The organism is Suipraeoptans intestinalis (assembly GCF_034091795.1).
GTDB lineage: Bacteria > Bacillota > Clostridia > Lachnospirales > Lachnospiraceae > Suipraeoptans > Suipraeoptans intestinalis.
Window position 1 is genome coordinate 1 of the sequence record NZ_JAXFXH010000002.1, and the last position, 14,295, is coordinate 14,295.

Annotated in this window: 13 protein-coding genes; 1 reads left to right on the forward strand and 12 read right to left on the reverse strand. The window is 48.1% G+C overall.

Annotation, left to right across the window (positions count from 1 at the left end; all coding sequences use genetic code 11):
- Positions 1-111 precede the first annotated feature (111 nt).
- The 5 genes from tnpA to ald form a co-directional block, all read right to left on the reverse strand.
- A complete protein-coding gene (gene tnpA, locus SOW26_RS00110) occupies positions 112-582 on the reverse strand; it encodes an IS200/IS605 family transposase (protein WP_276958975.1) in 471 nt (156 codons plus the stop codon).
- Positions 583-996: 414 nt separating this feature from the next.
- On the reverse strand, positions 997-1,410 hold the full coding sequence (locus SOW26_RS00115; protein ID WP_154477913.1) for an endosialidase: 414 nt from the start codon (positions 1,408-1,410) through the stop codon (positions 997-999).
- A 50-nt stretch (positions 1,411-1,460) separates the two neighbouring features.
- Positions 1,461-3,896, reverse strand: a complete 2,436-nt coding sequence (locus SOW26_RS00120) for an ATP-dependent Clp protease ATP-binding subunit (protein ID WP_320651672.1) — start codon at positions 3,894-3,896, stop codon at positions 1,461-1,463.
- Positions 3,893-4,282: a GntR family transcriptional regulator gene (locus tag SOW26_RS00125; protein ID WP_154477909.1), complete on the reverse strand. Its 390-nt coding sequence runs from the start codon at positions 4,280-4,282 to the stop codon at positions 3,893-3,895. The genes SOW26_RS00120 and SOW26_RS00125 overlap by 4 nt, the downstream gene beginning before the upstream one ends.
- Before the next feature lie 122 nt (positions 4,283-4,404).
- Positions 4,405-5,520, reverse strand: a complete 1,116-nt coding sequence (gene ald, locus SOW26_RS00130) for an alanine dehydrogenase (RefSeq protein ID WP_276958970.1) — start codon at positions 5,518-5,520, stop codon at positions 4,405-4,407.
- Positions 5,521-5,856: 336 nt separating this feature from the next.
- Here ald and SOW26_RS00135 point away from each other — a divergent pair, with 336 nt between their 5' ends.
- Entirely contained in the window at positions 5,857-6,714 is an 858-nt protein-coding gene (locus tag SOW26_RS00135) for a MurR/RpiR family transcriptional regulator (RefSeq protein ID WP_154477907.1), read from the forward strand.
- Between the two features lie 316 nt (positions 6,715-7,030).
- On the opposite strand, the gene SOW26_RS00140 is transcribed toward SOW26_RS00135, so the two are convergent.
- The 7 genes from SOW26_RS00140 to SOW26_RS00170 all read right to left on the reverse strand — a co-directional run bounded on the left by SOW26_RS00140 (position 7,031) and on the right by SOW26_RS00170 (position 14,289).
- Positions 7,031-7,876, reverse strand: a complete 846-nt coding sequence (locus SOW26_RS00140; RefSeq protein WP_276958967.1) for a nucleotidyl transferase AbiEii/AbiGii toxin family protein — start codon at positions 7,874-7,876, stop codon at positions 7,031-7,033.
- A complete protein-coding gene (locus SOW26_RS00145) occupies positions 7,873-8,472 on the reverse strand; it encodes a type IV toxin-antitoxin system AbiEi family antitoxin domain-containing protein (RefSeq protein ID WP_154477905.1) in 600 nt (199 codons plus the stop codon). The genes SOW26_RS00140 and SOW26_RS00145 overlap by 4 nt, the downstream gene beginning before the upstream one ends.
- A 202-nt stretch (positions 8,473-8,674) precedes the next feature.
- Complete coding sequence (purD, locus tag SOW26_RS00150; RefSeq protein WP_276958965.1) at positions 8,675-9,949, reverse strand: phosphoribosylamine--glycine ligase; 1,275 nt, start codon at positions 9,947-9,949, stop codon at positions 8,675-8,677.
- A 19-nt stretch (positions 9,950-9,968) separates the two neighbouring features.
- Complete coding sequence (gene purN / locus SOW26_RS00155) at positions 9,969-10,622, reverse strand: phosphoribosylglycinamide formyltransferase (RefSeq protein ID WP_276958962.1); 654 nt, start codon at positions 10,620-10,622, stop codon at positions 9,969-9,971.
- The gene (gene purM / locus SOW26_RS00160) at positions 10,607-11,641 is read right to left on the reverse strand and encodes a phosphoribosylformylglycinamidine cyclo-ligase (RefSeq protein ID WP_154477899.1); all 1,035 of its coding nucleotides are present in this window, start codon (positions 11,639-11,641) and stop codon (positions 10,607-10,609) included. Before purM ends, purN begins: the two co-directional genes overlap by 16 nt.
- A gap of 42 nt (positions 11,642-11,683) precedes the next feature.
- The gene (purE, locus tag SOW26_RS00165; RefSeq protein ID WP_154477897.1) at positions 11,684-12,202 is read right to left on the reverse strand and encodes a 5-(carboxyamino)imidazole ribonucleotide mutase; all 519 of its coding nucleotides are present in this window, start codon (positions 12,200-12,202) and stop codon (positions 11,684-11,686) included.
- A 44-nt stretch (positions 12,203-12,246) separates the two neighbouring features.
- Positions 12,247-14,289, reverse strand: a complete 2,043-nt coding sequence (locus SOW26_RS00170) for an aminopeptidase (protein WP_320651673.1) — start codon at positions 14,287-14,289, stop codon at positions 12,247-12,249.
- Between the last annotated feature and the right edge of the window lie 6 nt (positions 14,290-14,295).

Below are 14,295 nucleotides of genomic sequence, written 5' to 3' on the forward strand. Positions count from 1 at the left end.
AAATAATTATCCACCCGCATAGCGGGTGGTTTTTCAGTTTCGGGCATAGCCCTAATACCACTAGCCACGCACAAGTGCGTTCTCTTATTGGCCTGCCAGCCACGCGTGGGTTTACTTGCTACCCGTAAACGGGTCTCTTGGATCAAATAGACTTAATTGATCTATTTCCCGATCTTGCTTTAGCTGGTTGGCTATATAACTTTTTATTGCTGCAATGTTCTTTCCTACTGTGTCGACATAGTATCCCTTGCACCAAAACTCGCGGTTTCGGTATGCAAACTTCATATTTCCATACTTCTGAAATATCATTAAACTACTCTTCCCTTTTAAGTATCCCATAAATCCCGAAACGCTCATTTTGGGTGGGATACTCAGTAGTAAATGAATGTGATCCGGACATATTTCTCCTTCAATTATATCTACTCCTTTCCACTGGCATAACGTTCTGATAATATCCCGTATGTCTTCTCTTTTTTCATTGAAGAATACTTTTCTTCGATATTTTGGTGCAAACACCACATGGTATTTACAATTCCACTTTGTATGTGCTAAACTTTTCACGTCTGTATTTTGTTCTGACATTATACGGTCCTCCTAATGTGTTTAATTTACGTAACTGGCAGGTCACGTTTTTATTATACACATTAGGAGTATAAATATCTGAATACATCGCTAAAGCTCCTATAGAACCACGCGACTATCGCGTGGTTTTCCTAATACAAAAAAAGGCCGCTTCCCGCAGCCTTTTCTTTCCACAACAGGCTCTGGGGCCACTTGCCTCCGCCTGTCTGTCTGTTGTTCTTTTTCTGTTTGATCCTGACATTCACCGCCCGGTCCCTGCTCCCGGCTTTTCCTGCTCGGTTGCTGCTTCCCGGTCCTGACGTTCACTGTCCGGCTCTTATTTTTTCTTGATCCTGACGTTTACCGCCCGGTCCCTGCTTCCGGCTTTTCCTGCCCGGTTGCTGCTTCCCGGTCCTGACGTTCACTGCCCGGCTCTTATTTTTTCTCGATCCTGACGTTTACCGCCTGATTCTCTTCCAGCTCTGCACTGACACTGAGCTTGCCGCTGACATTCGTTTTCATGACCCCTGCATTGACCTCATTCAGATAGACGATATACTCGCTGTCGCTCTCCAGCTCCAACGTCAGCTGGGCGTCCTGCAGTCCCGATACCTGAAACCAGGCGCCTGCCTCTGTGGAGCGGAAGCCCTCTACCGCTGTCCCCGGAACGGACTCATACACAAACATTCCGTTTTTTTCCAGTTTGGTGATCCCGGAAAAGGTCTTTACCTTGTAGATGTCTCCTTCAAATTCAAACTCTTCCAGTTTTGTCTTTACGTCCAGTGTATAGTCGCCGAAACTAAGTGTTCCGTCCTTTTCAGCTCTCAAAAGCTCTTTCACTGCTGCCATCTTCTTTTCCTCCTAAGGTTTTTGTCTTCCCATTATATAATAAAAATGTGTTACTTTGTAGCAATTCCTGAAAATTTTATCGCTTTTTTAGAAATCATGACAGTCACCTCTTCCCCTCTCTGAATCTCTCCCTTCAGTAAAGCTTCTGCCAGGCCGTCCTCCAGATGGGTCTGAATCGCTCTTCTAAGAGGTCTTGCCCCATATTTTCTGTCGCTTCCTACCTCTGCCAGATAGGTTTTCACAGAATCTCTGATGAGCAGCGTGATTCCCAGCTGCTCTTTGGCCCGTTTTACCAGTTCTTTACACAGCAGCCCCACGATCTTCTTCTGCTCCTCCTGGCTGAGAGGACGAAAGACCAGCACCTCATCAATACGGTTCAGAAATTCCGGACGGAACAGTCTTTTTACCTCATTCATCACACCCGCCTTCATCTGTCTGTAATCCGCTTCTTTGTCTTCCCCGGCTCCAAATCCCAGCTTTTTCGGCTGAATGATCGACTTTGCTCCCACATTGGATGTCATGATGATCACCGTATTTTTGAAATCGATCTTTCTGCCCTGCGCATCCGTCATATGTCCGTCGTCCAGCACCTGCAGAAGAATATGGAACACATCCGGATGTGCCTTTTCCACCTCATCAAAAAGAACCACCGAGTACGGCTGACGCCGCACTCTTTCGCTCAGCTGTCCTCCCTCTTCATGGCCTACGTATCCCGGAGGAGATCCGATCATTTTAGCCACACTGTGCTTTTCCATGTACTCCGACATATCTACCCGGATCATGGCATCCTCTCTTCCAAACAGTGCCTGGGAAAGTGCTTTGGAAAGCTCTGTTTTCCCTACTCCGGTAGGCCCCAGAAACAAAAAGGAGCCAATGGGTCTTTTTTCATCTTTCAGTCCTACTCTCCCCCGTCTGACTGCACGCGCCACCGCCGCTACGGCTTCATCCTGGCCGATCACCCGCTGATGCAGGCTCTTTTCCAGTCGCTGCAGCCGGATTCCTTCCTTCTCTGTCAGCTTTTGCACCGGGATCCTGGTCCATTCCGCCACGACCTCCGCCACTTCTTTTTCCGTTACCTGCGGTCGTTTTCTGGCGTTCTTTCTTCTGCTTTGCTTCTGTTCTGCTTTTCTTTGGTTCGACTGCCATTCTCCTTTTTCCCGGAACAGACGGGCCGCCGTCTGGGTGTCCCCCGCAGCCAGAGCCGCCTCGATCTCCCTGGTATATTCCTGCTCTTTCGCAAACAGAGGCAGTGTTTCCTCTTCTTTCTGAAAGCCTGCCAGCTTTACTTTGGCGCAGGTTTCATCCAACACGTCAATGGCTTTGTCCGGCAAAAACCTGTCGGTAATGTATCTCTGGGAAAGCTTTACCGCCGCTTTCACCGCATCCTGTCTGATCTCCACGCCGTGATGGGCTTCGTATTTTTCCTGCAGTCCTTCCAGGATCTCCAGCGTCTTTGTTTCATCCGGCTCCTCCACCGTAACCGGCTGGAACCGCCGCTCCAGGGCCGCGTCTTTTTCAATATATTTACGGTATTCTGTCAGGGTGGTGGCTCCGATCAGCTGCACCTCACCTCTGGCCAGGGAGGGCTTTAAAATGTTGGAAGCGTCCATCGCTCCCTCGGCTCCTCCTGCTCCTACCATCGTATGCAGCTCGTCCAGAAACAGGATCACTTCTTTGTCCTGCTTCACCTCCTGGATCAGACGCTTCAGCCTTTCCTCAAACTCTCCCCGGTACTTGGATCCCGCGATCATAGCCGCCAGATCCATCGTCAGGATCCTTTTATTTTGCATGGATGCCGGAACCCTTCCGGAGGCGATCCTGTTCGCCAGTCCTTCGAGAACTGCTGTTTTTCCCACTCCCGGCTCTCCCACCAGACACGGATTGTTTTTTGTCCGCCTGCTTAGGATCTGCATCAGCCGGTGAATCTCCGTATCCCTTCCGATCACAGGATCTAGCAGCCCTTCCTTCGCCTTTGCCGTCAGATCCGTTCCGTACTGTTCCAGCATCCCTTCTTTTCTTCCATGCGTCTCTCCGCCCTCTGCCGGAACCCGGATATCGATCCCTTCCGCCTCCGCCACCTCCTGCATCATCTTTTGAAGATCCATATTCAAAGTGATCAGGATCCTGGTTCCCACACAGTCTACATCCCGCAGCAAAGCCAGGAGCAGATGCCCCGTCCCCATGATCTCGCTCTCATATCTAAGCGCTTCCTGCCTGCTTTCTTCCAAAATGTACCGGAGTCTGGGGCTTTCCTGAATCGTCTGCCCTTTTCGGTCTTCCCCCACCGGCGTCACCAGCGCTTCCATCACCTGGATCACTCTGTCCTCTTCAACGTTATTGGCTGCCAGCACCTGACCTGCCACTCCGGTTTCCACATGGCACAATCCCAGAAGGAGATGTTCGGTCCCCACATAGGGATGCCCCATCTTTTTTGCCATACTCTGTGCATATTTTAAAACGGCTTCTACCTGTTTTGCGTCTTTCATTCTCTGCTTTCCTTTCCATTTCCATATTCTTCAAAAATCTCATCTACCAGCCGATGTACCTCTTCCCTGGAAATCTGCTTGCAGTATCCTCTGGCAAGCAGGATTTTCAATTGTGCCCGTAATCGTTCCAAATACTCTGCCCGATCCCTGTCTATGGCGATCACGGCTCCCCTTCTTCGATCCAGCCTGAGAAAACCTTCTTCTCTTAGGCTGCTGTACGCCTTATTGACCGTATGCATGTTGATCCCTACCGTATCGGCCAGCTGGCGCACAGAAGGAAGGGTATCTCCTTCTTTCAGCTCCTCCATTGCGATCCTCATAATGATCTGGTTCTGCAACTGGACGTAGAACGCCTCTCCGCTTTCAAAATCAATCTCTATCCACATAGTTCTCACTTCCATTTTCATTGTTATAGGCATACTATAACACAAGCAAAGAGAGCTTACAACACTAGATTGTAAGCTCTCTTCTTGCAACTTTGAAGGAATTAAGTTTGGAATCTTGTCATTTAGCTAAGAGTCTTAACGTCTACGTACTCATAGCCTTCGAAACTGTCAGCTACTGCCTTGCAGGTCAGTTTGCCGTCATAAGTATTGATAGCGGAGTAGATCACGTCATTGTCCTTGCAAGCCTGCTCCAGACCCTTGTTTGCGATCTGCAGTCCATAGCTGAGTGTAGCATTGGTCAATGCGATCGTAGATGTTCTCGGAACTGCTCCCGGCATATTTCCTACACAGTAGTGTACTACGCCGTCTACTACGTAGATCGGATCATCATGGTAGGTTACCTTCGTGGTCTCGCCGCATCCGCCCTGGTCAACTGCTACGTCAACAAATACGGAGCCCGGCTTCATCTCTTTCAGGTACTCTTTCTTGAACAGCTTCGGAGCGGATTTTCCTGGAATCAATACGCTTCCGATTACCAGATCTGCTTCCTTAACAGCTTTCTCGATATTTGCATCTGTAGATACCAGCGTCTGGATCCTTGCTCCGAAGATATCATCCAGATATGCCAGTCTCTGCAGATTGATGTCCATGATCGTTACATCCGCACCCATACCTACAGCAATCTTGCAAGCATTGGTTCCTACGGAGCCTCCGCCCAGGATCACTACCTTTGCCTTCGGTGTTCCCGGTACGCCGGAAAGAAGAACGCCTTCTCCTCCGAAGATCTTCTCCAGATATTTTGCGCCTTCCTGGATGCTCAGACGGCCTGCGATCTGGCTCATCGGTGCAAGAAGCGGGATAGATCCGTTTCTCTCGATCAATGTCTCATAAGCAACACCTTTCACCTTGTGTGCCAGCAGAGCATCTGTCTGCGGCTTATCAGCTGCCAAGTGCAGGTATGTGTAAAGGATCAGTCCTTCGTGGAACAGATCATACTCTTCCGGCAACGGCTCTTTTACTTTTATCATCATTTCGCAGGTATCCCACACTTCTTTTGCGCAGTCGATCAGTTTTGCGCCTGCTGCAGCATATTCGTCATCTGTAAACCCGGAACCGATTCCTGCTCCCTTTTCGATCAGCACTTCGTGTCCTGCGTTTACATAACTCTTTACGTTGTCCGGTGTCATACCTACACGAAACTCGTTGTTCTTAATTTCTTTTACGCATCCTACTTTCACTTCTTCTTACCTCCTAATTGTGTAATAATTGAAATGTACCCCTGCTCATTCCCCCGTACTGGAGCAAAGGGCATAATGAACAATAAAATTGCTTTTTCAAGTAATTTATTGTTCACTTCTATCTAAAATCATACTAGCACACTCTTTTTCAGAGTTCAATAAAAGTTATTTTTTTAACGTATAATTCCAGTTGTTTTCTTTTTTCGTCAATTGCAACTACAATTATTCTTGCACTTTTTCCGCCTTTTTGTTTATAATAGCACCTGTAGAGTGCGGTATGTTTTTTTTCGGGAACAATTTGTCTCACTCTGCTTATTTCACTGGAGGAGGTTATCCATGAAAGAGATTTCATCTTTGATCCAAAATACATCCCTTACCAAAACGCAAAAAATCATCGCCAATTTTGTGCTGTCTTCCCTGTCTGACGCCAGCTTTATGACGTCCACAGAGATCGCTCTGGCGCTGGGCGTCAGTGAATCCTCTGTCGTTCGGTTCAGTCGCGCCCTCGGATTCGACGGCTTTATTGAGTTTCAAAAGTCCCTGCGGCAAGAATATCAAAACACGGTACTCAGCATTTCCAGCTCCGTCACCGTCCCTGCCCAGAGAGTCAGCAAATCGGCCCGGTTGGAGAGCAGTGCGGAATCCATCCGCCGCCATTATAAAAATGTTACCCAGAATCTGGAGGCTGCACTGGAGCGAAACTCTGCCGCCAGGTTCAGCGAGGCTGCCAGGATCCTTTCTTCCAGCAAGCGGAAATACATCGCAGCGTCCAGAGGAAACACCTGCCTTGCCAACTACGCTCTGCTTTATCTGAAGCATATGCTGCCGCACGTGGAAAATACCGCTTCCACCTCCATCACACCTTTCGACCATATGTGCAGCATGACCAAAGATGACTGTCTTTTGATCTTTAGCTTTCCGCGCTACTCTGCACTGGACAAGATCACCCTGGAGCTGGCTCTGGAATCAGAAGCAAAGATCATTCTGATCACCGACAGCGAGGATGCGCAGCTGGCTCCCCATGCGTCTGTCGTTCTGACTGCCCCCATCAACAGCAATCTCTTTTTCAATTCTTTCGTAGGCGCCCAGTTTGTGCTGGAGGCGCTTCTGGATGTGGTCAGCCGCAATGCAAAAGGAGTGGAAAAACGATTGAAGAAGATCGACCGGTACCTGGAACAAATCGGCACCTATTAGAGAGATGAGATATATAGCGATATTCTGACTCTTTAATTTTCAGGTATGCAAAAAGACGGTAGAAATACCGTCTCAGACTGTAGAAAGTCCCGGCAAAAGCCGGGTTTTTCTACAGTCTGTCCACTTGCATAGAAGGTGGTTTATTTTTGTCTGCGACACAAGATTAACCCGCCTCACCCCCTTTATTTATAAGGGGTTGTGGCGGGTTAGAGCAACGTATTTTGTCGTATAACTCTTGATTTCTTGCTACTTGTTAGGGTGACCCTAAGACCCCCGAAGTGATTATAATTTTTATCCTACTTTGCCTTTACTCAGCTCAAATATTGCTGTCCAAAATATCTCCTATCGTTTCATATATTGACACTGTTTCTAAAAAATCTATATCCTTGGCATACGGATTTCCTTTTACATATTTATTCCAAAGAGTTTTTACGGAGTCGCTCTTTTTAAGCAAGTCTGCAACCTCTTTATGCTTAAGTACAGACTCAAAAGTTGCTCTGTGCTTGCTTGTTTTTTCTATCGCTTCCGATAAATTTCCAGTGTCAATTTTATCACCATATAGCCTATATATCATATACAAATCATAAAAATCTCTTGCCCTTGTCGTGGTAATATTGCGACCGGAAATGGTCTCAAATTTTTCTGCAAGAATTGTTTCAATGGAATAAGTTATGATGGGAATTTTTCTATCCTCCAATATTGTTGAATAGGCATAATTCATCTCTCTCGGAGTGATTATATCGCCGGTAGTTATATCAATATTAAGGACGGCATTGATTTTTCCAAATGTGCATGAAATACTTGCACAAAAATCTTCATATATATCTTTTTCTCTTATAGGAGATAGCTTAACCAAACGATAATTCACCTCTGAATCTATTTCGATTTCCAAAATCTCATTTATAATTTTTGTCATAGTTTCTTCGTTCAAGGGAATACCTTTTATGGTCGTATCCATATCCATAGTGCTTCTCATATCGACCCCGATAAGAGAAGAAATTAATAAGCCGCCCTTTAAAATAATGTTGTTTCTGTACCTCGATTTAGAAAGCTTTTCCAGTATTCCTTCAAATAAACACATCTGAAGAAGAGAATTGGGATTGACACCTGTTTTCTTGGAAATATTCCTGATTGCCCCCTTCATTTGTTCTGGTGTCTTCATAACAACACCTCCGTGTATTGTCTTAGATGATCTTCCATTTTCATGGCGATAGCGTACTTAGATAACTTCAATAAGTCTTTGTCATTGGATGAAAAATATAGTTTTATTGCCTCGCTAAAAATGAAAGTATCCACTCGATTTTTGTCTTTAATAAGATCTAAAAGCGTTCTCTCCTTGTCATAAACCGCTACTTCTCTGCCGTATGGATTTTTTATTAGAGTTTTCCCAATGTCATAATAATCAGTACGAACATACTTGAAAACAATATCATCTCTTTCCGCTTTAATCCTGCTAACATTGGCACCTTTCATAACACTCATAATATAAATAAGCGGCATTCTGGTAGATAAACCATGTAAGTAAGCGGCAGTTTCATGGGAAAAAATGCCTTTAGGCACTCTGTGAGAAAAATATACATACTCGTCTATTTCTTCCCCCGGAAGAGCATAAAGACCGTTTGCAATTTTGACAATTTCATATTTTGAAAGAGCCTCTTTTAACACATCTTTATGAATACCAAAACCAAGAGCCTCTTTAGTAGTAATAAGCCCATCATTTTCATTCATTTTTTTCAGTAAACATTCTTTCTGAATCATACCAATCACCGCCTTTTCGTACTTAAATTATGTGTTTTATAAGCACAAAAGTCAATATTTTTTCGTCAACATTTACTCTTTAGATTTTAGTAATTAAAGAGCATTTGTAAAGTATAAAGCAAAAATACAGAAGCTCTTTGAGAAAAATATTCCCTAAAAAGCTTCTGCACCTGTTTAGAGTTATAGGACAAAATGTGTTGGCCTACTCCGCCTCTTCGATCGCTTTTCCGATGTCGCTTCGCATATATTTCTTCTCAAAGTCCACCCAGGAAGCAGCCTCATAGGCGTTTTTTCTAGCTTCCTTCAGATCCTTTCCCAAAGCCACCACGCCCAGTACACGCCCTCCGTTAGTCACGATCTTTCCGTCCTTCACCTTGGTTCCCGCATGAAAGCACCGGTACCCTTCCTTTTCGGAAAAAGCCTCCAGTCCCCGGATCTCATATCCCTTTTCATAATGCAGGGGGTATCCTCCGCTTGCCAGTACCACGCAGACTGCCGCATTGTCCTCAAACTCCAGTCGGATCTCTTCCAGCCTGCCGTCTATGCAGGCTTCCATCACCTGAATGATATCGGTTTTCATTCGGGGAAGCACCACCTGCGCCTCCGGATCTCCGAATCTGGCATTGTATTCCAGGACCTTCGGCCCCTCCTCTGTCAGCATCAATCCAAAAAAGATAATGCCGCAAAAGGGACGTCCCTCCGCCCGCATCGCATCTACCGTCGCCTGGTAGATATGCTTCCGACAGAACGCGTCCACCTCTTCTGTATAAAACGGGCTGGGAGAAAAGGTTCCCATCCCTCCCGTGTTTGGTCCCTGGTCTCCATCCAGGGCGCGCTTGTGATCCTGTGCCGATGTCATGATCCGGACGGTGTTTCCGTCTACAAAGGACAGCACGGATACCTCCCGTCCCGTCATAAACTCCTCTATTACCAGTTCCTTCCCTGCCTCCCCGAATCTGCGTTCCACCATAATGGCAGAAACTCCCGCCTTTGCCTCTTCCAGCGTTTCACAGATGAGCACTCCTTTTCCCAAGGCCAGGCCGTCCGCTTTCAGTACGATAGGGAAGCGGGCATGCTCCAGATACGCAAGCGCCTCCTCTGCTTCTGTAAACGTTTCGTAATCCGCTGTAGGGATTCCATATTTTTTCATCAGCTTTTTGGCAAAAGCCTTGGAGCCCTCCAGGATCGCCGCATCCCGGCGGGGACCGAAGGTGCGAATCCCGGCGTCCTCCAGGATATCTACCAGGCCTCCCACCAGAGGATCATCCATGCCCACGATCACCAGGTCTATCTGCTGATCCAGCGCAAACTGCCTGATCCCGTCAAAATCCATCACTTCAATGGGCACACACTTTGCATACTCCGCTATCCCGGCATTGCCCGGCGCTGCATAAATCTCATCTACCTGTTCGCTTTTTGCCACGGAAAAAGCAATCGCATGCTCTCTTCCGCCTCCGCCTACGATCAAGACCTTCATATTTTTCCTCCTACGAACCTTATCCGTCCTTCCGATGTACTCTGCCGTCCCTTACTTCCGCTTTTCCTGCTGCGATCAGGGAGATCGCCTCCGGCAGCAGCTTCCACTCTGCCTCTTCCATGACCCGTCTCTGCAGGGACTGCGGCGTATCTTCCTGCCTTACTTCCACTGCCTTCTGTAAAAGAATGGGGCCGGTATCTGTCCCTTCGTCCACAAAATGAACGGTTGCTCCCGTCAGCTTCACCCCTCGTCTCAGCGCCGCTTCATGTACCCGCAGGCCATAATATCCTTTCCCGCAAAAGGAAGGGATGAGGGATGGGTGGATGTTAATGATACGGTTCTGGTACTGTCTGATCATCTCCTTGGGGATCACCACCAGAAATCCAGCCAGTACGATCAGATCCGGATTCCGTTCCTTTACCGCGCAAAGCAGCGCCTTTTCAAAAGCGCTTCTGTCCGGAAAGTCTCCGGGTGAAACACAGCCGGTCCAAACCTGTGCTTTTTTTGCTCTCTCCAGTGCATAGACTCCCGGATTGTTGCTGATCACACCTGCCAGCTCCACCCCGGGAAGTTCCCCTCTTTCCTTGGCATCCAGGATCGCCTGCAGATTGGTGCCTCCACCGGAAACCAGTACAAGGACCCTGCAGGTGCCGGACTCTATTTTTTCTGGCATAATGTAACTCCCTTTTCTCCGTCTTCTATATGTCCTACCACATAAGCGCTCTCTCCTGCCGCCTCAAGCGCCGAAAGGGTTGTTTCCGCATCCTCTTTTTCTACTGCCAGCAGCATTCCGATCCCCATATTGTAGGTGTTGTACATCATATCCTCTTCGATCTGGCCGTCTCTTTGCAGCTTCCGGAAAATGGGAGGAATAGGATAGCTTTCTTTTTCTATCACAGCCCGAACGCCTTCTCTTAACATTCTTGGAATATTTTCATAAAATCCGCCGCCGGTGATATGGCTGCAGCCTTTGATCACGACGCCTGCTTCCTTTACACTGCGAAGCGCTTTTACATAGATCCGGGTAGGCACGATCAACGCCTCTCCCAGCGTCATCCCCAGCTCTTCATAATAGACGTCCAGGGCCTCCTTTGTCATGTCAAACACCTTGCGCACCAGAGAAAATCCGTTGCTGTGGACTCCGGAGGAGGCGATTCCTATCAGCACGTCTCCCTCCCGCAGGTCTGCGCCTGTGATCAGGTTCTTTTCGTCCACAACTCCCACTGCAAATCCTGCCAGGTCATATTCCTCTTCCGGATAAAACCCGGGCATTTCTGCCGTTTCCCCGCCGATCAGAGCCGCGCCGGACTGCACGCAGCCTTCTGCCACTCCCTTAACGATCTGAGCGATTTTTTCCGGAACATTTTTCCCACAGGCAATATAATCCAGGAAAAATAAGGGCTCCCCTCCCGCACATGCAATATCGTTGACGCACATTGCCACACAGTCGATGCCTACCGTGTCATGCTTGTCCAGAAGAAATGCCAGCTTCAGTTTCGTCCCCACTCCGTCCGTTCCCGACACCAGGGTAGGCTTTTCCATCTCCTGAAACCCTTTCATGGAAAACGCTCCGGAAAATCCCCCGATGTTGGTCAGCACTTCCGGTCTCATGGTCTTTTTAATGTGATCCTTCATCAATTCTACCGAGCGGTATCCCGCCTCGATATCCACGCCTGCCTTCTTGTAATCCATCCTTTTTCTCCTTACTGTTCCCTGCTTCTTTTTGTGGTTTCCTTATTTGCCCTGACTGTTTATATACGCTTCATATCCGATCTCTGCCAGCTTGTCCGCCTTCTTCTGTACCGTCTCCTCCATCTCCGCCGAGTATGCTTTCAGCCTTTCCAGCAGATCGCTGTCGGAGGTTGCCAGGATCTTGGCTGCCAGGATCGCTCCGTTCATTCCTCCGTCGATGGCTACGGTAGCTACCGGGATTCCCGGCGGCATCTGCACGATGGAAAAAAGTGCGTCCTCTCCCGCCAGATGTTTGCCGGACATGGGAACTCCTATCACCGGCATGGGAAACAGCGCCGCACACATTCCCGGAAGATGTGCCGCCATTCCTGCACCTGCAATGATCACCTTGATCCCTTTTCCTTCTGCTGCCTTCGCCCATTCAAAAAAGGTCTCCGGCATCCGGTGGGCAGAAATAATGGTCATTTCATAGTCCACTCCCAGTTTCTCCAGCATGGCTGCCGCCTTGCTCATCACCTTCAGATCCGAGTCGCTCCCCATTACAATTCCTACTTTTGGCATAATCTTCATCCTTTCATATATAAGTTTAGCAAATAAATCATACATTATTTATAAGTACTTTTCAACGGTTCATTTAAAAACTCTGTCCCCTCCAATACAAATTCCCCGTTTCGGATCAGGCAGACACTTCCCTCCTTTCCAGTGACAACAATGTCTCCCAGCTCTCCGTAGGGAATGGTGATGTCTGTGTGGCACTGGAAATATGCTTTGGCCGGATCCTCCTTTCTTTTCAGGGAGATGGCGTTATCTCTGGCGATGATCTCTTTTCCGTCCGGGTTAAAAACCGGGATCTCCTCGCTCCAGGTATAGCAGGTGTCTCCCACCGCAAAATGGGGACCCATTTTTTCTGCGATCAGGATCGGAAGCTTTCCTTCTATCCCATATTTCCGGGAAACGGCATAGGCCGTAGTATTGGTCCCGATGGCAAATTCTCCCATGGGAAGAGAGGGATGACGATGCAGGATATTTTCAAAGACATATCTCCTGTTTTCTTCCTCTGTTTCAAAATTTCCGCAAGAATAGTCCGTTACCATACCATCCTGAAACCACAGCTTCAGATCCCGGTACAAAAGTCCGTTAAGGTAGACCTTTGTTACATGCAAAAGCCCGCTCGTTCCTTCCAGAACCGGAGAGGTAAACACTTCTCCCGCCGGTATGTTTACGTCTGCCACACAGTTCTCAAAGATCGTTTCTTTGTCCGGGGCAGTCAGTTCATGGAGCCTTACCGTCAGATCTGTCTCGTTCTTTCCCCGTCCCGTGATCCTGACGGACGTTCCCTGGTCCAGCCGGTCGATCAGCTTCTGCTGGACTTCTGTGTATACTCCGGCATCCAGTGTGTTGATCCTGACGATCTCCCGAAAGATCTCTTCATATGCTGTGCCGATCTCCCACACAGGGTATGCTACGATGGTATAGCTTCTTTCCTCTCCCTTGATGTAGCGATTGACGATCTCTCCCTGCTTCGCCGCCATTTCTCTTGCCAGATTTTCCTGCTTCTTTGTCAGGCGGATGGCCTCTTCCTTTTGCCGGGGTTCAAACGGCTTTTCTCCAAAGGTTTCCATGCAGGCCGGTCCTGCCATGTTCCCCGCCTGCTTTTTGACGCTTTCGTAAGCGTTTTGTATTACTTCCAGCTTTCTCTCCAGGAAACGCCCGTCCAAAAACAGTCCCTGGTCATTTTTATGATCATACTCGTACTGTCCGTTCGGCATCCCCCCTACGAAACCCAACCGCCTTCCGCCGGGTCTGGTCAAAACGCTGACTCCTCCCCGGTAGATCACCGGCTTTAGTCCCCTTTTTTCAAATTCTTCTATCGCTTTTTTTATGATCCGTTCAAATCCCAGCGTATACCGGATGTTCACCGCATCCTTTTTCGACAGATCCTTTCCGGTATTGACAAACCCTCTTACATAGCCCTCTACAAACGCTTTGGCTATCCTGCGGATCTCTTCTTCCGGCAGACCGCTTAAATATCTGGCACTCTCCCGTTCATTGGCTCCCACGTATTCCCCCGCCTGATACAGATAGCGAAGATCCTGCAGATCCGACTGCTGTACAAATTTTGTCAGAAAATCTTCCGCAGGATCCACCTGCTGTTTTACATAGTCTGCCGCAAACACGTCGCAATAGTCGCTGGCATACCAGTAGATACAGTCCTTTACATGGGTAACGGAAGGCTCTTCCCCCTCAAACAGGTGGTAGATCTCCAGAAACAGCTCCAGAAGAATATCCAGATATTCCGTCTTTTTTTCCACCGCATAGGAGATCCCGCCCCGGATCTCGCTGTACAAAAAACAAAGCGGCTGCCCATAAGCATGCCCCAGCTGCGATACGGCAAACGCCGGATTTGCATAGCTGGATCCATACTGCTCTGGCAGCAGCTCTCCATACAGTCTTTGATTCCATTCTTCCCAGTCTTCCAGGGAAAGCTCGTCTTGTTTTCCGCTCTCCCAAAGCCTCTTCCATTCATCCAGCTGAAGGATCCAGTCCGCCGCCTGCCGGAAGTAAGAGCCAAAAGGCTCCGCCACTCTCTCTTCTTTCTCTATCTGGGCGATCCGTTCCTTCGCCAGCTGATATCTTTCTTCTACCATCGTCTT